This window comes from Paraburkholderia largidicola (assembly GCF_013426895.1).
Classification (GTDB): Bacteria; Pseudomonadota; Gammaproteobacteria; order Burkholderiales; family Burkholderiaceae; genus Paraburkholderia; species Paraburkholderia largidicola.
Map to the genome: position 1 here is coordinate 2,535,602 of NZ_AP023175.1, position 18,223 is coordinate 2,553,824.

19 protein-coding genes are annotated in these 18,223 nt (G+C 63.9%); 10 read left to right on the forward strand and 9 right to left on the reverse strand.

From position 1 onward, the window contains the following. Positions 1-130: 130 nt before the first annotated feature. Positions 131-1,540, forward strand: a complete 1,410-nt coding sequence (gene gnd / locus PPGU16_RS28055) for an NADP-dependent phosphogluconate dehydrogenase (protein ID WP_180723626.1) — start codon at positions 131-133, stop codon at positions 1,538-1,540. A 320-nt stretch (positions 1,541-1,860) separates the two neighbouring features. Next, complete coding sequence (locus tag PPGU16_RS28060) at positions 1,861-2,172, forward strand: DUF4148 domain-containing protein (protein ID WP_180723627.1); 312 nt, start codon at positions 1,861-1,863, stop codon at positions 2,170-2,172. Between the two features lie 157 nt (positions 2,173-2,329). Here PPGU16_RS28060 and PPGU16_RS28065 read toward each other — a convergent pair whose 3' ends face one another. Further along, positions 2,330-3,073: a DUF2968 domain-containing protein gene (locus PPGU16_RS28065; RefSeq protein WP_238269738.1), complete on the reverse strand. Its 744-nt coding sequence runs from the start codon at positions 3,071-3,073 to the stop codon at positions 2,330-2,332. A 55-nt stretch (positions 3,074-3,128) separates the two neighbouring features. Continuing rightward, the gene (locus PPGU16_RS28070; protein ID WP_180723629.1) at positions 3,129-3,449 is read right to left on the reverse strand and encodes a hypothetical protein; all 321 of its coding nucleotides are present in this window, start codon (positions 3,447-3,449) and stop codon (positions 3,129-3,131) included. Positions 3,450-3,689: 240 nt separating this feature from the next. Between PPGU16_RS28070 and PPGU16_RS28075 the strand changes: the two genes are divergently transcribed. The 3 genes from PPGU16_RS28075 to PPGU16_RS28085 all read left to right on the forward strand — a co-directional run bounded on the left by PPGU16_RS28075 (position 3,690) and on the right by PPGU16_RS28085 (position 5,480). Then, entirely contained in the window at positions 3,690-4,001 is a 312-nt protein-coding gene (locus PPGU16_RS28075; RefSeq protein ID WP_180723630.1) for a cupin domain-containing protein, read from the forward strand. A 255-nt stretch (positions 4,002-4,256) separates the two neighbouring features. Then, positions 4,257-4,997 (forward strand): peptidoglycan DD-metalloendopeptidase family protein, encoded by a 741-nt coding sequence (locus PPGU16_RS28080; RefSeq protein ID WP_180723631.1) that lies wholly within the window; start codon positions 4,257-4,259, stop codon positions 4,995-4,997. Positions 4,998-5,228: 231 nt separating this feature from the next. After that, on the forward strand, positions 5,229-5,480 hold the full coding sequence (locus tag PPGU16_RS28085; protein WP_180723632.1) for a hypothetical protein: 252 nt from the start codon (positions 5,229-5,231) through the stop codon (positions 5,478-5,480). A gap of 249 nt (positions 5,481-5,729) precedes the next feature. On the opposite strand, the gene PPGU16_RS28090 is transcribed toward PPGU16_RS28085, so the two are convergent. Further along, a complete protein-coding gene (locus PPGU16_RS28090; protein WP_180723633.1) occupies positions 5,730-7,373 on the reverse strand; it encodes an NRAMP family divalent metal transporter in 1,644 nt (547 codons plus the stop codon). A 42-nt stretch (positions 7,374-7,415) separates the two neighbouring features. After that, positions 7,416-7,577 (reverse strand): hypothetical protein, encoded by a 162-nt coding sequence (locus PPGU16_RS28095; protein WP_180723634.1) that lies wholly within the window; start codon positions 7,575-7,577, stop codon positions 7,416-7,418. Between the two features lie 766 nt (positions 7,578-8,343). On the opposite strand from PPGU16_RS28095, the gene PPGU16_RS28100 reads away from it, so the two are divergent. The 4 genes from PPGU16_RS28100 (at position 8,344) to PPGU16_RS28115 (ending at position 12,070) form a co-directional block, all read left to right on the forward strand. Next, positions 8,344-10,266 carry a potassium transporter Kup gene (locus tag PPGU16_RS28100; protein ID WP_180723635.1) on the forward strand — a complete coding sequence of 641 codons (1,923 nt, stop codon included), beginning with the start codon at positions 8,344-8,346 and terminating at the stop codon, positions 10,264-10,266. A 93-nt stretch (positions 10,267-10,359) separates the two neighbouring features. Continuing rightward, complete coding sequence (nthA, locus tag PPGU16_RS28105; protein WP_180723636.1) at positions 10,360-11,028, forward strand: nitrile hydratase subunit alpha; 669 nt, start codon at positions 10,360-10,362, stop codon at positions 11,026-11,028. Beyond that, on the forward strand, positions 11,025-11,690 hold the full coding sequence (gene nthB / locus PPGU16_RS28110; RefSeq protein ID WP_180723637.1) for a nitrile hydratase subunit beta: 666 nt from the start codon (positions 11,025-11,027) through the stop codon (positions 11,688-11,690). Before nthA ends, nthB begins: the two co-directional genes overlap by 4 nt. Continuing rightward, positions 11,687-12,070 (forward strand): nitrile hydratase accessory protein, encoded by a 384-nt coding sequence (locus PPGU16_RS28115; protein WP_180723638.1) that lies wholly within the window; start codon positions 11,687-11,689, stop codon positions 12,068-12,070. The genes nthB and PPGU16_RS28115 overlap by 4 nt, the downstream gene beginning before the upstream one ends. Positions 12,071-12,094: 24 nt before the next feature. On the opposite strand, the gene PPGU16_RS28120 is transcribed toward PPGU16_RS28115, so the two are convergent. The 3 genes from PPGU16_RS28120 to PPGU16_RS28130 form a co-directional block, all read right to left on the reverse strand. Next, positions 12,095-12,241 carry a hypothetical protein gene (locus tag PPGU16_RS28120; protein ID WP_167352363.1) on the reverse strand — a complete coding sequence of 49 codons (147 nt, stop codon included), beginning with the start codon at positions 12,239-12,241 and terminating at the stop codon, positions 12,095-12,097. 179 nt (positions 12,242-12,420) lie between these two features. Further along, positions 12,421-13,137 (reverse strand): PIG-L deacetylase family protein, encoded by a 717-nt coding sequence (locus tag PPGU16_RS28125; protein WP_180723639.1) that lies wholly within the window; start codon positions 13,135-13,137, stop codon positions 12,421-12,423. Positions 13,138-13,427: 290 nt separating this feature from the next. Continuing rightward, complete coding sequence (locus PPGU16_RS28130; RefSeq protein WP_180725236.1) at positions 13,428-14,015, reverse strand: nucleotidyltransferase family protein; 588 nt, start codon at positions 14,013-14,015, stop codon at positions 13,428-13,430. A gap of 796 nt (positions 14,016-14,811) precedes the next feature. Between PPGU16_RS28130 and PPGU16_RS28135 the strand changes: the two genes are divergently transcribed. Continuing rightward, a complete protein-coding gene (locus PPGU16_RS28135) occupies positions 14,812-15,072 on the forward strand; it encodes a hypothetical protein (RefSeq protein WP_180723640.1) in 261 nt (86 codons plus the stop codon). Here PPGU16_RS28135 and PPGU16_RS28140 read toward each other — a convergent pair. Both PPGU16_RS28140 and PPGU16_RS28145 read right to left on the reverse strand, forming a co-directional pair. Beyond that, a complete protein-coding gene (locus tag PPGU16_RS28140) occupies positions 15,009-17,225 on the reverse strand; it encodes a xanthine dehydrogenase family protein molybdopterin-binding subunit (protein ID WP_180723641.1) in 2,217 nt (738 codons plus the stop codon). The two genes, PPGU16_RS28135 and PPGU16_RS28140, sit on opposite strands and share 64 nt — an antisense overlap. Next, positions 17,222-18,214, reverse strand: coding sequence for an FAD binding domain-containing protein (locus tag PPGU16_RS28145; protein WP_180723642.1), 993 nt, complete (start codon positions 18,212-18,214; stop codon positions 17,222-17,224). The genes PPGU16_RS28140 and PPGU16_RS28145 overlap by 4 nt, the downstream gene beginning before the upstream one ends. Between the last annotated feature and the right edge of the window lie 9 nt (positions 18,215-18,223).

An 18,223-nucleotide genomic window follows, 5' to 3' on the forward strand; every position in this document is an offset into this window, starting at 1 on the left:
GACACGGCGGTCGGGGAGTACGCGAGCGTCATCCCGTCATTTCTTTTATTCTTTCATCCTCGACGCGCCCTGATGGTGGGCGCGGCTTCACGACTCACCGCCGCGTAGCGGTGGAATCAGGAGAATTCACATGGGCAAACAGGCAATCGGCGTAGTGGGGCTGGCGGTGATGGGCCGGAATCTGGCGCTGAACATCGAAAGCCGCGGTCACGCGGTGTCCGTGTTCAACCGCACCCGCGAGAAAACCGACGAACTGATCGCGGAGTTTCCCGACCGTAAGCTGGTTCCGACCTACACACTGGAAGAATTTGTCGCGTCGCTCGAAAAGCCGCGCCGCATCCTGATGATGGTGAAAGCGGGCGCAGGCACCGACGCGACGATCGCATCGCTGCAGCCGCTGCTGGAGAAGGGCGACATTCTGATCGATGGCGGCAACACGCATTTCACCGACACCATCCGCCGCAATCAGGAACTGGCGAAGTCGGGCCTGCACTTCATCGGCACGGGCGTATCGGGCGGCGAAGAGGGCGCACTCAAGGGCCCGTCGATCATGCCGGGCGGCCAGCGCGAAGCGTATGACCTCGTCGCCCCGATCCTCACCGAGATCGCGGCGAAGGCGCCGGACGGCGAGCCGTGCGTCGCGTACATGGGTCCGGACGGCGCGGGCCATTTCGTGAAGATGGTGCACAACGGTATCGAATACGGCGACATGCAGCTGATCGCCGAAAGCTATGCGGTGCTCAAGCAGGTGCTCGGGCTGTCGAACCAGGAACTGGGTGCCGTCTACACCGAGTGGAACAAGGGCGAGCTGGACAGCTACCTGATCGAGATTACGTCGAAGATCTTCGACAAGAAGGACGAGGAAACGGGCAAGGATCTCGTCGACATCATCATGGACCGCGCCGCGCAGAAGGGCACGGGCAAGTGGACGAGCCAGAACGCGCTCGACCTCGGCGCGCCGCTGCCGCTGATTACGGAAGCCGTGTTCGCGCGCGTGCTGTCGTCGCTGAAGGATCAGCGCGTGGCAGCCAGCAAGGTGCTCGAAGGGCCGGCCGCCAAGCCGTTCTCGGGCGACCGCGCCGCGTTCATCGAGGCCGTGCGCCGCGCGTTGTACTTCAGCAAGGTGATTTCCTACGCCCAGGGCTTCGCGCAACTGCGCGCGGCGTCGGACGAATACAAGTGGGATCTGGACTACGGCACGATCGCGAAGATTTTCCGCGCCGGCTGTATCATCCGCGCTCGCTTCCTGCAGAAGATCACGGACGCCTATTCGAAGGACAAGCAGATCGCCAACCTGCTGCTCGACCCGTATTTCCGCGACATCGCGGCGAACTACCAGGGGGCGCTGCGCGACGTCGTGATTGCCGCGACCACGGCGGGCGTGCCCGTCCCGGCGTTCTCGTCGGCGATCGCGTACTTCGACGGCTACCGCTCGGCGCGTCTGCCCGCCAACCTCGTGCAGGCGCAGCGCGACTTCTTCGGCGCGCACACGTTCGAGCGTCTCGACAAGCCGGGTAGCTACCACGCGAACTGGTCCTGAGCGGACGAACGGGCGAAGTTTCAGCCCGTCACGCGAAGATCGGTCTGATTGCAAACGCCCCGGCGCCTCACGGCGCCGGGGCGTTTGCCTTCGTGCGGCTCATTGTTTCGCCCGATGCACACTTTTTGGAACACAGTGTTGCAATTATTTGATCTCATAAATCGAATCGAACACCCGACTGCGTGGATTATTTCAATTCGCGCAACATAGTTTAGCTAGATTAGGGATTTCCCTAGGACGTTCCCTTCCATAAACTTGCATCAACGCTGACGGACACGATGTTCGCAGCGAATCGAAAAACAAGTTCTCGGAGGTTGTCCATGAAAGCCCTGATTTCCGCAGTCGTTCTCGCTGCCGCTGTTGCCGCTCCCGTCGCATCGTTTGCCCAATCGAGCCAGCAGCCGCTGACGCGCGCCGAAGTTCGCGCCGATCTCGCCCGTCTGGAGAAGGCCGGCTACGATCCGCTGTCGGATCGCCAGAACTACCCGAACAACATCCAGGCCGCGGAAGCACGCGTCCACGCAGAAGACGCCAACGCAAGCGGCTACGGCGTGCAGACGAACGGCACGTCGCAAGCTGGCCGCTCGCTGGCTGACGAGAAGGGTCCGCGTTCGGTCTTCTTCGGCAACTGATTGCCGGCCAGGCTGACGCAGTAACCAGATCGAAAGCGCCGGCCAGGGTCCGCGAGCCCTGCTGAGACGCATAGGTAAAAAAGACGCCGCCCAAGGTAAAACCTGGGCGGCGTTTTTGCGTCCGGGGCGGCCGAAGTCGGGTCAGGCCGCGGTCACCCTAGCGCGGAATATGCGGAATCGCTTCGTTGTTCGCAACGTTCAGCTGATGCACCTGCCGATGCGTCTTGTTCAACTGCGCCTGCGCGGCCGTGCGTTGCGCTTCGAGTTGCGCGAGTTCCTTGCGCAACTGATGCTGCCGGCTCGTCACCGCCTGATCCTGCTCGGTCGTGCGCTGCAAACCTTGACGCAGCCGCTCCGCGTGCGCCTCGGATTCCGCGATCGCCCGCTTCAGCTGCTCGTTCTGCGCTTCGAGCTGCAGGCGGCGTGTCTCGCCGTCGGAAAGCCGTGTCGCCTGATCCTGCATATGGTGGAACAGCTGCTTCGCCGTATTGATGTCGCTCGTGCTCAGCACGCGCCATAGGCGATCTTCCTGAAACAGTGCGACGAAGTATTTCAATTCCTTTGGGTAAAACAGCAGACTGACCGAATAGTCAAAAGTGCGAAACGTATGGAATGTCTTGAGTTCCGCGTTGTCGCTCATGCGTTCTACATCAGCTGCGTCCGCCAGCTGCACGGCGCGTCCGTTCGGCGCCGAGGGCGTGACCTGCACCGCATGCAGCGGCGTGACGGGGCGCGGCGGCGAACTGGCCGGGCGCGCTTCGATGGTTGCGCCCGCATCGCTTTCGCTGGTGGGAAGGTCGTCGAGCGGGGCGGCCTGCGCGGGGTTGTGTGGCTGAAAATGAAGGTGAGCCGCGGCACCATTGCTGACGGTAGCGCGACGCATGTTCAGGAGATTTTTCACGATCGGTCCTCGGTAGGCGGCCGGGAAGCCGTACCTCGTCAGGGTTGCGGGCGCATCAATGCAATGTGCGTTGCCCACGCGCGATATCGTCGAATAGTGCACGGCTAGGTTCCAGCGCGAAGAGCCACGACTGGTCGTATTCGCTGAGCGCTTCGAGCGCCTGGCGTAACTGTTCGAGGGCGACCGCCGGAATCTCGACGCTCGCTTCCACGCCGCTCGACAGGCGGCTCACGCTCGCCAGTTGCACGAGGGCATCGGCGGCCTCGGCGACATCGACGGCGAAGACGAGATGCGCATTGAGCAGTTCGACCAGCGCAGGCGATGCGGTCATCTCATCGACATTCAGTTGTACGGCAAGAAACAACGCCTTGTTCATGGAACCTCCTCGTTAGACGGAAACGCTGAAGTGGAATGAACCGTCTTGCCGCGCATCGTCTTGCGGGTCTGCGCATAATTGTTGACCGCAGCAAGTTTCAGTATAGGCGAGCACTCCAGCTATGCAATGGCTCGCGAGCCGCATGTAATGGACTTCTCCGGCCATGTGAGCAAGACACGTGCATGCGCGCGAGCGCCACTATAATGACCAGTCCGACCACCGTCATTGCGCAAGACCGTCATGAAAATCGTCCGCAGCAGCACGTTCACGGCTGAGCGTCCATGGGGCGCGCTCGATATCGCCAACATGAACGGCATCACCACGCGTCTTCACTGGACCGACCAGCCGTACAAATGGCACGTCAACGATGGCGAGGAAGTGTTCGCCGTGCTGGACGGGCGCGTGGAGATGCGCTACCGCGAAGCGGGCATCGAGCATTCAACGGTACTCGAGACGGGCGACGTGTTTCATGCATCGGTCGGCACGGAACACGTTGCGCATCCGATCGGCGAAGCACGCATTCTGGTGATCGAGTCGGAAGGCAGCGTGTGACCTTTCGCTTTCGCTGATCAGGCGAAATTGATTGGGATTGCAGAAGGAATCAAGCGGCAGGTCGAAGCAGCAGTGCGAGCGAGTCGACCGTCGGCGACGGGCGTGTCGGGGCTGCGCCGCCCGCGCATATCAATCCGTCATCGTTTCGGCGGACAGTCGAGGCATAATATTTGCACTGCATATCCCGCTACACGTTCAAACGACGCGCGGCCCCTATGAGAGCCGCCGTCCCATACCGCGTCGAGGGCCACAAAAATGACAGTAAAACGGCAATACGTCGTCACGCAGGCTTTGATCTCGCTCGCTGTCGCGAGCATGCTCGGCGCGTGTACCACGTACCCGTGGGATAACGCGCCGTCGCAGGCGCCCACCTACCGGACATCGGGCGGCGCGGCCGCCAGCGGCGTGCCTGCCGGGTTCTACCGCGTCAATCCGGGCGATACGCTGCAGAGCATCGCCGGCGCGTACGGTCAGCGCACGCAGGACATCGCGTCCTGGAATGGTCTGACGTTGTCGTCGCCCGTCGCGCCCGGCCAGTTGCTGCGGGTCGGGCCGCCCACTTATGCGCAGACCACGCCCGTGCCGACACCCGCACCCACCACGACGCCCGTCCAGCCGGCGCCCGTTGCGCCCGCGCAGGTGGCGCTTGCGTGGCCGCTGCGCGGTCCGATCCTCAAGCCGTTCTTGCCGGGCAAGTCGAAAGGGATCGTGATCGGCGGGCGTCCTGGCGATCAGGTGCGCGCGGCCGCGACCGGGCGGGTCGTCTACGCGGGCACGCTCGAGGCCTACGGGCCGCTCGTCATCATCAAGCACGACGACACGCTGATCACGGCCTACGGCCAGAACAGCAGGTTGCTCGTGCAAGAAGGCGATGCCGTCACGCAAGGTCAGCCGATCGGCGAAGTCGGTGTCGACAGCAACGGCGTGCCGTCCATCCAGTTCGAAGTGCGCAAGGACGGCAAGCCCGTCGATCCGCTTACGTGGCTGCCACGCTGAATCGCAAAGCAAACCCGGCGACTGGCTGATAACCCTGTGAGTCCAACCGCATCCGGATAGCCAACACCTCGACGGCCGACAGTTGGCCCGGATCGTTCAGTTGGCTTCTCCCACATCGATGAAAGGCCCGCGACAGCGGGCTTTGTCGCATTTGGCATGGTGCGTGCAGCACGGTGATCGGGCACGACGTAGCGCGCGCTCGCCAACCTTTACCGTTGCTGGAGACACATCATGACGCACCTGCTTGTGAAAGACCTCTCGAGGGTCGACGAACTCGACCGTGAAATAGCCAAGGCCACGCGTGGCGGCATCCTCACCATCACCAAGCCGACGGAGCCGAGCCCGTGGCCTGGCTTCCCCGGCAAGCCGTCGATGCCCTGGCCGCCGATCGATCTACCCCTTCCGCCCGTGCATGCGGGCGGCGACGGTCCCGTCATCATGCCGTATCACGGCAATGTGCCGACGGACCCTCGTCTGGTTTGATCGGCGTGTGTTCGGAGTGGAGGCGAGCCAGATCGCATGGCTCGCCTCGTCGTGTTTCTGGCGGGGGGAGGCAAACGGAAGGGGGCCGATCCACGTCCCATCAACCGAAACGCGACGCTCAGGGCATGCGCTGTCGCTTCGCATTGCGTCGGCAGCTACCTGCACCGTGGACCGGCCGCCGATACTCTGTCACAACCGCCCAAGGCGGACTATCGGGATTCTTCGAAAGTGACGTCAGCGTGCTCTGACTCACGTCAAGGCGAGCTGCACCACCTTCACGATCACGAGCCCCACGGCCACCACCAGATAGCCGCGCAGCGCGCCCATCCAGATGCGGCGCGAGAGCGTCATCGCGGGCCTTGGCAGCGTATCGAGCGGCGGCGTGCGCCACGTTGCCCGCTCGGCATGGCTGACCAACGGCGCGCTGTCCGCAGTCTGCGCGCCCCGCAGCCGGCGCAGCGCCGTCGCCGCAACGAGTGCCACCACGGCGAGCAGCGTGCCGCCCGCGAGAATCTCGATGATCGCGTGTCCGCTGATGTCGGGATACACGACGGACGCCGTCAGCACGACCGACAGCAGCACCAGCGCCCACACGACACCGCCCGTGAACAGGTTCAACCCTTTCGAGTTGACCCACGGCCCGAGCACCGCGCGGTCGTTGCACAGCAGAAGGAGGAACACGGTTGCGCTCGGCAGCAGCACGCCTGCGAGCGTCTGCACGGCTTCCGTGAGGAGACCGAGCGGGCTGCCCGGAATCAGCACGAGCCCTGCAGCCGCCGCCACGATGCCGAAGTACACGAGATAGAAGCCCTTCGCATCGGCGACGCCGCGATGCAGTGAATGACGGATCTTGAACACATCGCCCATTGCATAGGCCGTCGACAGCGACACGGCCGCCGCGCCGATGATGCACGCGTCGAGCAGCGCAATCGCAAACAGCACGGCGGGCGTGCGGCCCGCATACTGTTCGAGGCCGGCGATCACGCCGCCTGCATCGGTGAACTGGCCGAACTCCGGCTTGCCGCCAAACAGCGCGGCGCTGAACGAGATCATCGCGATGGCGCCGATCAGCACGAACACGATGCCGATCCACAGATCTGCCTTTTCATACTTCATGAAGCGCGGCGTGATGCGCTTGTCGATGACGTAGCTCTGCTGGAAGAACAACTGCCACGGCGCGACCGTGGTACCGACGATGCCGATCACGAGCAGCATCACGTCCGAGAGCTTTGCATGCGCGGGCCATGCGGGCATGAACAGATGGTTCGCCATCTGCGAGACGGGCGGATGAATCGTCACGAGCACCGGCACGAGCAACAGGCTCAACAGACACAGCACGATCGCAAAGCGCTCGAAGCGTTTGAAGTCGCCGGTACTGACGGCCGCCATCGTCAATGCGGCCGCGATGCACACGCCCGCCACCTTCGATACGCCGAAGAAGTCGAGCACGAACGTGATGCCGATGAACTCCGTGACGATGGTCAACGCATTGAGGATGAACAGATCGACGACGCTGAACGCGCCCCAGAACTTGCCGAAACGTTCGAAGATCAGGCGCGCGTGACCGACGCCCGTCACGGCGCCCAGGCGCAGCACCATCTCCTGATTGACATACAGCACGGGCACGAGCAGCAGCAGCGTCCACAACAACGTGGTGCCGTAGTTCTGCCCGGCCTGCGTATAGGTGCCGAAGGCGCCCGCGTCGTTGTCGCCGACCATCACGATGAGGCCGGGTCCGACGATCGCGAGCAGTGTGCGCAAGCGTGCGCCCCAGCTGTTGCGAGGGGCCGTGTCGTGATGCGCGATCGTGCCGAGCGCGCCGCGGATATCGCCGACATGCGCGTCATCGAGAACGGCGGTGCGCGTCGGCAGTGCTTGTGGTGGCGTTGCCATTGTTATTCTCCCTTGAACGGATATTGGTCGAATGATTTCCGTTTATGCGGCTTGCCGCTTCCTCAGGCGGGCGGCAATGCTGCTGAGCTTGCTGGCGAGCGTCGCGAATACATCGCGTCGCCCGTGATTCAGCGAAAGGAACGCGTCGTAGTGCGCGCGTGCTTCGCGGGTTTGCGGCAGGGTCGAAAGAAGCAGGAAGTACATGTCGGTTCTCCGGCACGAAGGCTCGTGCATGCGAGGCGGCAGGCGCGGGAGAATCGATGGAATCGAAAGCGGTCGGCTTGCCTGCCTCAGGTCGATAAAGGCATTGCTGGGCTCAAGGGATGACTGTCACTGTCGGGCATGGTGGCTCCCGGTTCATTGAAAAAACGCATCGCAATTCGCGAAACGCACGTCGGCGAGACGCGTGGCGATGGACAGGTCGAACTTTCGCGGCGTCGGCGCATCGCTGACGGGCACGCGCACGGACGCCGGCGTGCGATGCGTAGCCGCGCCTGTCACGAAGGCGGCTGCGGATCACGCGCGAACGCGCTGCGCCGGGTGCTGAACCCAACGACGCTAAACAGGATGCACGAGGAATGAAACTGCGACGCGCACCGTCTGCCTGCTGGCAAGACGGCGGCTATAGATGAGGAAGCGCGGACGTCTGCCGATCAGGCGGCGAAACTGTTCGAAAACGTACTACTGCAACTGTCCAAGGCAACGCCCCTCAAATTTCAAGATAAGAGAATTCTATGCCCGCGCGCAAAGCCGAGTCAATGCACTTTCTTAAGCAGAACCGAAATATGCGGTGAAGCGCACATCGCATGTGGCACGATGTCCACGGCGTCGGCTGCGCTTTTCCCGAAGCGCTTTCTATACTGGGATCAGCCGCAAGCACAACGGACACGCGTACTCAAAGGTCCGACCATTCATCCGGCTTTCAGATCGCCCAATAGCAGCTAACGACGAGGCGATCACTGGAGGAGACATGAGCCTGTCAGCCACGCATCCCGGCGCGGGGGCCATTGGCGCGCCCGCGCCGCACAAGCCGGCGTTGCGTTCGCTCGCGCTTGCTGCATTGGGCGTCGTCTATGGCGATATCGGCACGAGTCCGCTGTACACGCTGCAGACCGTCTTCGCGTCGGCGGGCGGGCTGCCGCTCACGCCGCTGAATGTGATCGGCATCGTGTCGCTGATCTTCTGGTCGCTGACCATCGTCGTGTCGCTCAAGTATGTGACGCTGATCCTGCGCGCCAACAATCACGGCGAGGGCGGCATCATGGCGCTGCTCGCGCTGGCGGCTTCGTCGGTGGCGGACCGGCCGCGGTTGCGTCATGTGCTGCTGATCGTCGGCGTGATGGGCGCAGCGCTCTTTTACGGCGACAGCATCATTACGCCCGCGATCTCCGTGCTGAGCGCGGTGGAAGGGCTGGAAGTCGCTGCGCCCTTTCTGAAGACCTGCGTGATACCCGTGACGCTCGTTGCGATCGTCACACTGTTCGTGATGCAGAAGCACGGCACGTCGGGTATCGGCGCGGTGTTCGGGCCGGTGATGGTGGTGTGGTTCGTGGTGCTGGCCGTGGTCGGCGTGACCAACGTGGTCGCCGCGCCCGCGATTCTCGCCGCGCTCGATCCGCTCGCCGGTCTCGCGTTCTGCCTGCGTCACGAGTGGCTCGCGTTCGTCGCGCTGGGTGCCGTCGTGTTGTCGCTGACGGGCGCCGAGGCGCTCTATGCCGACATGGGCCACTTCGGCGCGCGGCCGATCCGCATCACATGGTTCGGCCTCGTGTTTCCTGCGCTCGCGCTGAACTATCTGGGGCAGGGCGCGCTGCTGATCGCCGAACCTACCGCGCTGCAAAATCCGTTCTACCGGCTCTTTCCGCAATGGGCGCTGTATCCGATGATCGTGCTCGCGACGATCGCCACTGTGATCGCGTCGCAAGCGGTGATCTCCGGCACCTACTCGATGACCAAGCAGGCGATGCAACTGGGCTTCCTGCCGCGCATGAACGTCGTCTACACGTCGGAGAAGGAGATCGGCCAGATCTACGTGCCGGGCATCAACTGGACGCTGCTCACGGCCGTGGTAGCAGCCGTGCTCGGCTTCGGGTCTTCGACGGCGCTGGGTTCCGCATATGGCATCGCGGTGACGGGCACGATGCTGATCACGACGCTGCTGACCTTCTTCGTGGTGCGCTACGCATGGCATTACAACTGGATACTGTGCGTGTTCGCGACCGCGTTCTTCTTCGTGATCGACGCGACGTTCTTCTCGGCGAATCTGCTGAAGATCGTCGAAGGCGGCTGGTTCCCGCTGATGATCGGCTTCGTGATGTTCACGATCATGGCGACATGGGGACGCGGCGGGGAAATCATGCGCGCGGAAGCGCGCGTGCACGCGGGCACGATGCCGCTCAAGGCGTATCTGGAAAAGCTGATCGCATGTCAGCCGGTGCGTGTTCCCGGCACGGCGATCTTTCTCACGCCCAATCCTGACAGCGTGCCGCATGCGCTCGTGAACAATCTGATGCACAACCACGTGCTGCACAACCACGTCGTGTTCCTGACCGTGAACAACGAGGAGATTCCCTGGGTCGCCGAACATGAGCGCGTTGCGCTGCGCACGGTGTGCGAAGGCTGTTATCAGATCACGATCCGCTACGGCTTCAAGGACGAAGTCGATCTGCCGAAAGCGCTCGCATCCGCGGGCGCGTTGGGTCTCGATTTCGATCCGTGCGAGGCATCGTATTTCCTGAGCCGCGCGACCGTCGTGCCGACACCGGGCGCGGGCATGGCGATGTGGCGCGAGCGCCTGTTCGCGGTGATGTTGCATAACGTCGGCAACGTGGCGGCGTATTTCAAGCTGCCTGCGAATCGCGTGATCGAGGTCGGCGCGCGGGTGGAGATATGAGGCGGCGAATGCGCTCGACACCCGCATGCGTTTGCATTCGCCAATTTGCCCGACCATACTGGCCGAGTGTCGCATTCTTCAGGCGGAACGCAGATGAGCCATGACGCTTCACATGAACATGACCACGATCACGATCACGCGCACGAAGGCAGCGCGCTGCCCGAGATGGATCTGCGCGTGCGCGCGCTCGAGTCGCTGCTGATCGAAAAGGGTTACGTCGATCCGAAAGCGCTCGACGTGCTGATCGAAACCTACGAGCACAAGGTCGGACCGCGCAACGGCGCGCGTGTCGTCGCGAAAGCATGGTCTGATCCCGGCTTTCGCCAATGGCTGCTCGACGATGCGACGGCCGCGATAGCATCGCTTGGTTTTACGGGGCGGCAGGGCGAGCACATGGTCGCGCTGGAGAACACGCCAGGCGTGCACAACATGGTCGTGTGCACGCTCTGTTCGTGCTACCCGTGGCCCGTGCTCGGCTTGCCGCCTGTCTGGTACAAGTCCGCGCCGTACCGCTCGCGCGCGGTGATCGATCCACGCGGCGTGCTCGCGGAATTCGGCGTGGCGTTGCCCGACGACATCGACATCCGCGTGTGGGATTCGACGGCGGAGGTGCGCTATCTCGTGCTGCCGATGCGCCCGCCCAACACGGATACGCTGAATGAAGACGCACTCGCCGATCTCGTCACGCGCGACTCGATGATCGGCACAGGGCTTGCGCTCGCGCCGCACGACGCGAAGCCCGCAAGCGGAGGTCAGCCATGAACGGCGCACAGGATCTTGGCGGTATGCAGTCGTTCGGGCCCATCGCGCCCGAAACCGACGAGCCGTATTTCCACGCGGACTGGGAGCGTCGCGCGCTGGCGTTGACGATCGCGATGGGCTCGACGGGTAAATGGAACATCGACATGTCGCGCGCCGCGCGCGAGAGCCTGCCGCCCGCGCAATATCTGTCGAGCAGCTACTACGAGATCTGGTTCGCGGGCTTGCGCAAGCTGCTGATCGACACGGGACTCGCAACGCGCGAGGAGATCGACAGCGGTGTGTCGCAGCGCGCGGGTGCGCCCGTGCCGCGCGTGCTCGCCGCCGACCAGGTCAATCCCATGCTGTTCCGCGGCAGTCCCGCGTCGCGGCCCGAGCCGCAGCCCGCGCGCTTTGCCGTTGGCGACGCGGTGCGCACGCTGATGCTCAACCCGCCGACGCACACGCGCCTGCCGCGCTATTGCCGGGGCAAGCGTGGCCGGATCGTCGCGGTGCGTGGCGCGCATGTGTTCCCCGATTCGAACGCGCTTGGACGCGGCGAAGATCCGCAATGGCTTTACACGGTGCGCTTTGACGCTGTCGAACTGTGGGGCAAGGACACGACGGCGTCGTCGGTGTGCGCCGATTGCTGGGAGCCGTATCTCGAAGCGGACGGGACGGTATGAACGCGCCTGCATGCAGTAAGTCGCAGGAGGTTCCGCGCGAGTTGCTCGACGCGCTGCCCGACCTGCCGCGCGACGGCGCGGGCCCGGTTTTCGCCGCGCCGTGGCAGGCTGCGGCATTTGCGATGACGCTCGCGCTTTACGAGCGCGGCGTGTTCACATGGCCCGAATGGGCCGCAACCCTCGCCGATGCGATCCGCGACGCGCAGGCGCAAGGCGACCCCGATCGCGGCGACACGTACTACGGGCACTGGCTGACGGCGCTCGAACGCATCGCGACGGCCAAAGGCTGCGTGACGCGCGAGGGACTGATCGAACGCAAGGATGCGTGGGACGCGGCGGCGCGCCGTACGCCGCACGGCCAGCCGATCGAGCTGGACTGAGCGTCCCGGCGCGTCACCGCAGCGTCAGCGAAGCACGGGGTCCTTGTCGGGTGGGCCCTCGGGGCGTTGCGGCTCATCGTTGTGATGACCGGGCGACGGCGGCGTGAGCGGGTCCCCTTCGGGGTCGCGCGTCGGATCGGCGTTCGGATCGGGAATCGGACTGGTGTGCATGGTGTGACCTCGTGGCGATGTGGTCGGCCGATGTGGACGATGCGGCAACCGGCGGTGAACGCATTCGCGCTGCTCTGGCGGCAAGGTACGAAGCGTCCTGCTTTCACTAGCGTAGGCGATGGCCGCGAAGACTGCTGGCGTGATCCCCTGACGCAACCTTCAATGCAGTTTGATACGGCTCAATGTCCCGCTTTGCGGGCGCGCTGCCGGTCGACGGTCAGCCGCCAGTAGCGCTCCGCGGCATACACGTCGTCGTAGCCATGCGGCCCGAACGCGACGAGCTGACTTTCGTACGCGGACACGGCTTCGCGCTTGAGCAGCGCCTGGCGCTCGCGGTCGAGCGTGTGATCCGCGGCCGGGCTGGCGGGCGTCGCGACGATGCCGCGCCCGGCGAGATCGACGAGGCGTTGCTGGACGAGCCCCGGCATCGGACGATAGATCGCTTCTTCGTACGCGAACCATTCCAGGTGCGACATGCGCGGCAGGATCTCGCAACAGGCTTCGAACACGCGGCCGTGATCGTCGTGGAAGAGGCCGAGCGGCATCAGCAGCGTGTTCGACGTCGAGCCATAGATCGCTTCTTCGAGCGCGGCGGCGAGCTTGCCGATCGACGGCGAATCGCCGTACTGAGCGTCGCGGAACGGCAGCCGCACAGGGATTGCGTCGAGCACGGCGAGTGCGTTGTTATCTTCGAGCGTGCGCGCGTGGATCGATTCGAAAGCGCTCGCGAAGCCTGCCTTCTCGTCCCATTCGGTATGCATGTCCTGCGCGGGCGGCGCGGCGAACACCGTGCAGACGGCGGCATCGGGATGCGCGGCGAGCAGTGCGCCGCAACCGAAGACGGCGTCGTCGAAGTGCGGTGACACGATGAACAGACGCGGACTGGTTTCGCTCATGAGATCCTGGGCTGGATACGGGACGGGCGCCGGGCGGCGTGGTGCATGGATAGCGCGCACCATTTCGGCGCGGCATCGTGGACAGCTTAGACCAACGATGCGATGCGTGCTGGCCGGTTTTCGCGGTGCAGCAGTGCGCAAGCGTCGTGCCTGCCTGGGCGTGAATAGAACGGTGGTTCCTGTATCGGCTCACCTTGATCGACGCTGGGCTCCCGGATGTGCTCACCGTGCGCGGCGGTGTGTTTCGGATTCAAGGGCGCGGATATGTCAACGGTGTGAGCGCGAGGAAACTAGACGTTGCGCAGGTCTTCGGGCGTATCGATATCGTTGAGGACGCCCGGGTCGTCGACCTCGATGCGTTTGACGGGATGCGTTGCGAAGAGCGCGCGCGCGCCGGTGTCGCCGTCGAGTGCGAGCAGCGCGTCGCGATGCTCGATACCGAAGCCGACGGGATGGCCGCGCTGGCCTTGATAGTAGGGTGCGACGATCGACCCGTCGCCATCGACTGCGCGCGCGACGGCTTCGATGGTTGACGTGGCGATGCGGGGCATGTCGGCGAGCGCGACGATCCAGCCGTCGGCGTCGTCGCTGGCTTCGATGCCGGCGGCGAGGCTTGCGCCCATGCCGCGCTCGGCGTCGGCGGAAAAGATGACATGACAGCCGGCATCATTGAGGACGCGGGCGAGCATTTCGGAGCCGGGGCGCACGATGGCGATCACATGCGGAACGACCAGCAGCAGACGATGCGCGGATTCGAAAGCGACGGGGGTGCCGTCGGGCAGGCGAGCGAGGAGTTTGTTGTGGATGCCTTCCGGGTCGAAGCGCGATCCGTAGCCGGCCGCGAGCAGCACGCCGGTAGCGAGGGAGGCGTATGCCATGGGTGGCACCAGAAGGTGGTCGGGGTTGAATGGGCATTGTGCGGTGCAACGGGGGAAGGGGGCAAGGGTTTTGTTTTTGGTTTTGGGGTGGTCGTTGGTTGCCTTCGTGGCGCGGGCGTTGCCGTTCGGTTTTTGCGGACCTTGCGCTGGCATCCGCGGTTTGCTCTTTCACTGGCATCCGCGTGATGTTATTGGTCTGCTAGCGTTGCCCCTGTGCGGGGCGGCACCTACTTTTCTTTGCCGCCGCAAAGAAAAGTAGGCAAAAGAAAGCGGCTCACACCGCCAGTTTCAGTGTTTGCCTGAGGGCCCCCAACCGGTCTTACGCTCCACACGGCAACGCGCCTGTTCACGTTCGTTGCCAACGTTCTCTCTGTACGCCTCACCCGCTTCATGTGCCCGCGTTACAGCACGCCGTACCAGATAGTCCGCCGCCGCCCAGGTGGCAAACTGTGTGTAGGCTTTCGCGCCATACGCGCATCACTCCGGACTGGGTAGCAAGATTGGTGTTTCTGGTAAGAGCACTAACCTATGCGGTGCGACAACCTGCACACAGTTTGCCACCTGGGCGGCATATACCATTCGCTGACGCTGGCCTGAGCACGGGTATTTGAAGTGGGTGAAGCGTTCATTCGACGCGTTGGCAACGAACACCAACCAGGGCACTGCCGTGTGAAGTGCGGGGACGTTGGGGGCCCGTGGATAGGAACACGTGCTGGCGGTGTGAGCCGCTTTCTTTTGCCTACTTTTCTTTGCGGCGGCAAAGAAAAGTAGGTGCCGCCCCGCACAGGGGCGACGCTTGAAGCACGAAGGCAAAACGCGGATGCCAGCGCAAACACAAGCAAGCCACACCGCATGCGCAGCAAAAAGCAAGAAACACCATCCGCGCCGCGCAGGCGCCAACCCCGAACGCCAGCGCGGACTACAAAAACACCAACAACAGAAGAACAGAAAGAACAAAAAGAACAGAAAAACGAAAAAGGAAAAAACCAAAAATCAAACCATCACAACCTTATCAATCGTAATCGGCAAATCCCGAACCCTCACGCCGGTGGCGTGATAAACCGCATTCCCAATCGCCGCCACCACGCCAGTGATCCCAATCTCCCCAATCCCCCGAGACCCGAGCGAATTAATAAAAGGATCAGGCTCATCGAGCACAAGCACATCCAGTTCCCCAACATCGGCATTCACAGGCACGTGATACTCAGCGAGATTGGCGTTAATAAACCGCCCATACTGCGTATCAAGCGTGGTTGCCTCTTCGAGCGCAGCACCAATCCCCCACACAAGCCCACCCATCAACTGACTGCGCGCAGTCTTCACATTCAGCATCCGCCCAACGTTATAAACGCCCGTAATCTTCGCCACACGAATCGATCCAAGATCAGCATCGACATGTACTTCGGCGAACACGGCGCCCCACGAATGAAACGAATAGCGTTGCTTCTCGTCGCCGGGTTTGGTACTCGTGGTCGCCTCGATCGGTTGCCCGCCCGCGCGGGCAAGCACAGCCGCGATGGGATCGCGCTTCGACGAATCGGCGCGACTCATGACCCAACCGTTCTGCACGACGACATCATCCGGTGGAACGCCAAACACGGGCGAACCACGATCCGCAAGCGCCATCGCCACCAGCTTGCCGCGCGCCTGATCGCACGCATCGCGCACAGCCGGCGACACGCTCGCGACCGACTGCGAGCCGCCCGACACCGGCGCCTTCGGCAGCGACGAATCGCCGAGGCCAAAGCGGATATTCTCCGGCGCAATGCCGAGCGCATCCGATGCGACCTGCGTCATCACCGTGTACGTGCCCGTGCCGAGGTCCTGCGTGCCGGACACCACCATCGCGGTGCCGTCCGGCAGGATGCGCGCCAGCGCCGCCGCCTCGCTGCGATTGGCGGGGTACGTCGCCGTGCCCATCCCAAGGCCGATCAGCGTATTGCCGTCGCGCATCGAACGCGGCTGCGGCTTGCGACGCGACCACCCAAAGCGTTCCGCACCGACGCTATAGCACTGGCGCAAGGCCTTGCTCGACCACGGCTTGTTTTCCTGCGGATCATTCTCCGCGTAGTTCTTCAGGCGCAGCGCAATGGGGTCCATGCTCAACTGATACGACAGTTCGTCCATGGCCGTTTCGAGCGCCCATGAACCTGTCGTCTCGCCCGGTGCGCGCATGAAGGTCGGCGTGCCGACGTTCAGCTGTACCAGACGATGCGTCGTTACCTGGTTCGGCACCGCGTACATCATCCGCGTGACCATGCAGCAGGTCTCCGTCCAGTCTTCGGTCATCGACGTGTTCGAAAAGCTGTCGTGCCGCATCGCGGTCAACGTGCCGTCGCGCTTCGCGGCGATCACGAGGCGCTGCTCGGTGTACGGCCGCCCGCCGACGGAGCCGAACATCTGCGGCCGCTCCAGCGCGAGACGCACGGGCCGCCCCGTCTGCTTCGCGGCCATCGCGCACAGCACCACGTGCGACCACGCCGAGCCCTTGCAGCCAAAGCCGCCGCCGACGAACGGCGAAATCACGCGCACGTCGTCGGGCGACATGCCAAGTGTCTTCGCGACGGACGTGCGCGTGCCCGTCACGCCTTGCGTCGAATCGTAGAGCGTCAGTTGCGGGCCGTCCCACACGGCCATCGTCGCGTGCGGCTCCATCGGGTTGTGATGCTCCATCGGCGTCGTGTAGACGGCGTCGACGCGTACCACGCCCGCAGCAAGACCCGCATCGTAGTCGCCTCGCGAGGTGTCGGTCTGGCGGCCTTGCGGCTTGTCGGGCGCATGCGCGCTGGACTTGGCTTTCGTGAAGTCGAGCGCCGCCGGTTGCGCCGCATACGTGATGCGCAACTGACGCGCGGCATCGGTTGCATGTTCGAGCGTATCTGCGACCACTACTGCGATCGGCTCGTTGCTGTAGTGGATCTGGTTGTCCTGCAGCAGCGACAGATGTCGTCCCGCCGGCGGCGCGAGCGCGGGCCGTCCGCCGTTCGGCAGGCGCGGCGCGTTCTGGTACGTCATCACGAGCAGCACGCCGGGCAATGCCTGCGCGCGGCTCGTGTCGATCGATGCAATCGCGCCTTTTGCCACCGTGCTCGTCACCAGCACGCCATGCGCGAGACGCGCTTCGGGAAACTCGGCTGCGTAGCGCGCTTCGCCCGTGACTTTCAGCAAGCCATCGGTGCGATCGAGCGGATGTCCGATCATCGTATTCATGCGACACCTCCCGCTGCCTGGTTCACCGCGCGCACGATCGCGTTCTGCGCAAGCCGCACCTTGAACGCGTTGTCGTGTAGCGGCTTCGCGTCATTCAGCGCCGCGGCGGCGGCGTTGTTCAATGTCGTGCTATCGAGCGGCTTGCCCGCGATCATCTGCTCGGCCACCGTCGCGCGCCATGGTTTGTGCGCAACGCCACCCAACGCGATACGCGCGCTGCGCACGTTGTTGCCGTCCATCTGCAGCGCGGCCGCGACGGATACCAGCGCGAACGCATAGCTCGCGCGGTCGCGCACCTTCAGGTAATACGCGTGCTCGCTGAAGACGGGCGGCGGCAGATCGACGGACGTAATCAGCTCGCCGGGACGTAGCGTCGTGTCGAGATCCGCGCGCTCGCCCGGCAGCCGATGAAACTCGCTGAACGCAATCACGCGTTCGCCTTGCGGACCGCTCACGCGCACGTTCGCATCGAGTGCGGCGAGCGCGACGCTCATATCGGAAGGATTGACGGCGATGCATTGCGTGCTCGCGCCGAGAATCGCATGCGTGCGGTTGTGGCCATTGATCGCGGCGCAGCCGCTGCCTGGATCGCGCTTGTTGCAGGCGGTGAACGCGGTGTCGTAGAAGTACGGGCAACGCGTGCGCTGCATCAGGTTGCCGCCGACGGTCGCCATATTGCGCAACTGCGCCGAAGCGCCCGCGAGCAGCGCCTGTGACAGCAGCGGATAACGCGCGCGCACGAGCGCATGATTTGCGGCGTCGCTGTTGCGCACCAGCGCGCCGATGCGCAGGCCGCCGTCAGGCAGCGTCGATACGATATCGAGCCCCTGTATGCGCGTGATGTCGACGAGCCTGACAGGTCGTGTCACGCCGCCTTTCATCAGATCGAGCAGATTGGTGCCGCCGCCGATGAACATCGTGCCCGGCTGCTGCGCCGCGCGCACGGCGCTGGTGATATCGGCGGCACGTTCGTAGGAGATTGCATCCATGATGGTCTC

Excerpts from the sequence above, each read along its gene's own strand:
- gnd (WP_180723626.1), top strand. The coding sequence starts at position 131 with ATGGGCAAACAGGCAATCGGCGTAGTGGGGCTGGCGGTGATGGGCCGG.
- PPGU16_RS28060 (WP_180723627.1), top strand. The coding sequence starts at position 1,861 with ATGAAAGCCCTGATTTCCGCAGTCGTTCTCGCTGCCGCTGTTGCCGCT.
- PPGU16_RS28070 (WP_180723629.1), bottom strand. The coding sequence starts at position 3,449 with ATGAACAAGGCGTTGTTTCTTGCCGTACAACTGAATGTCGATGAGATG.
- PPGU16_RS28075 (WP_180723630.1), top strand. The coding sequence starts at position 3,690 with ATGAAAATCGTCCGCAGCAGCACGTTCACGGCTGAGCGTCCATGGGGC.
- PPGU16_RS28080 (WP_180723631.1), top strand. The coding sequence starts at position 4,257 with ATGACAGTAAAACGGCAATACGTCGTCACGCAGGCTTTGATCTCGCTC.
- PPGU16_RS28085 (WP_180723632.1), top strand. The coding sequence starts at position 5,229 with ATGACGCACCTGCTTGTGAAAGACCTCTCGAGGGTCGACGAACTCGAC.
- PPGU16_RS28090 (WP_180723633.1), bottom strand. The coding sequence starts at position 7,373 with ATGGCAACGCCACCACAAGCACTGCCGACGCGCACCGCCGTTCTCGAT.
- PPGU16_RS28095 (WP_180723634.1), bottom strand. The coding sequence starts at position 7,577 with ATGTACTTCCTGCTTCTTTCGACCCTGCCGCAAACCCGCGAAGCACGC.
- PPGU16_RS28100 (WP_180723635.1), top strand. The coding sequence starts at position 8,344 with ATGAGCCTGTCAGCCACGCATCCCGGCGCGGGGGCCATTGGCGCGCCC.
- nthA (WP_180723636.1), top strand. The coding sequence starts at position 10,360 with ATGAGCCATGACGCTTCACATGAACATGACCACGATCACGATCACGCG.
- nthB (WP_180723637.1), top strand. The coding sequence starts at position 11,025 with ATGAACGGCGCACAGGATCTTGGCGGTATGCAGTCGTTCGGGCCCATC.
- PPGU16_RS28115 (WP_180723638.1), top strand. The coding sequence starts at position 11,687 with ATGAACGCGCCTGCATGCAGTAAGTCGCAGGAGGTTCCGCGCGAGTTG.
- PPGU16_RS28120 (WP_167352363.1), bottom strand. The coding sequence starts at position 12,241 with ATGCACACCAGTCCGATTCCCGATCCGAACGCCGATCCGACGCGCGAC.
- PPGU16_RS28125 (WP_180723639.1), bottom strand. The coding sequence starts at position 13,137 with ATGAGCGAAACCAGTCCGCGTCTGTTCATCGTGTCACCGCACTTCGAC.
- PPGU16_RS28130 (WP_180725236.1), bottom strand. The coding sequence starts at position 14,015 with ATGGCATACGCCTCCCTCGCTACCGGCGTGCTGCTCGCGGCCGGCTAC.
- PPGU16_RS28140 (WP_180723641.1), bottom strand. The coding sequence starts at position 17,225 with ATGAATACGATGATCGGACATCCGCTCGATCGCACCGATGGCTTGCTG.
- PPGU16_RS28145 (WP_180723642.1), bottom strand. The coding sequence starts at position 18,214 with ATGGATGCAATCTCCTACGAACGTGCCGCCGATATCACCAGCGCCGTG.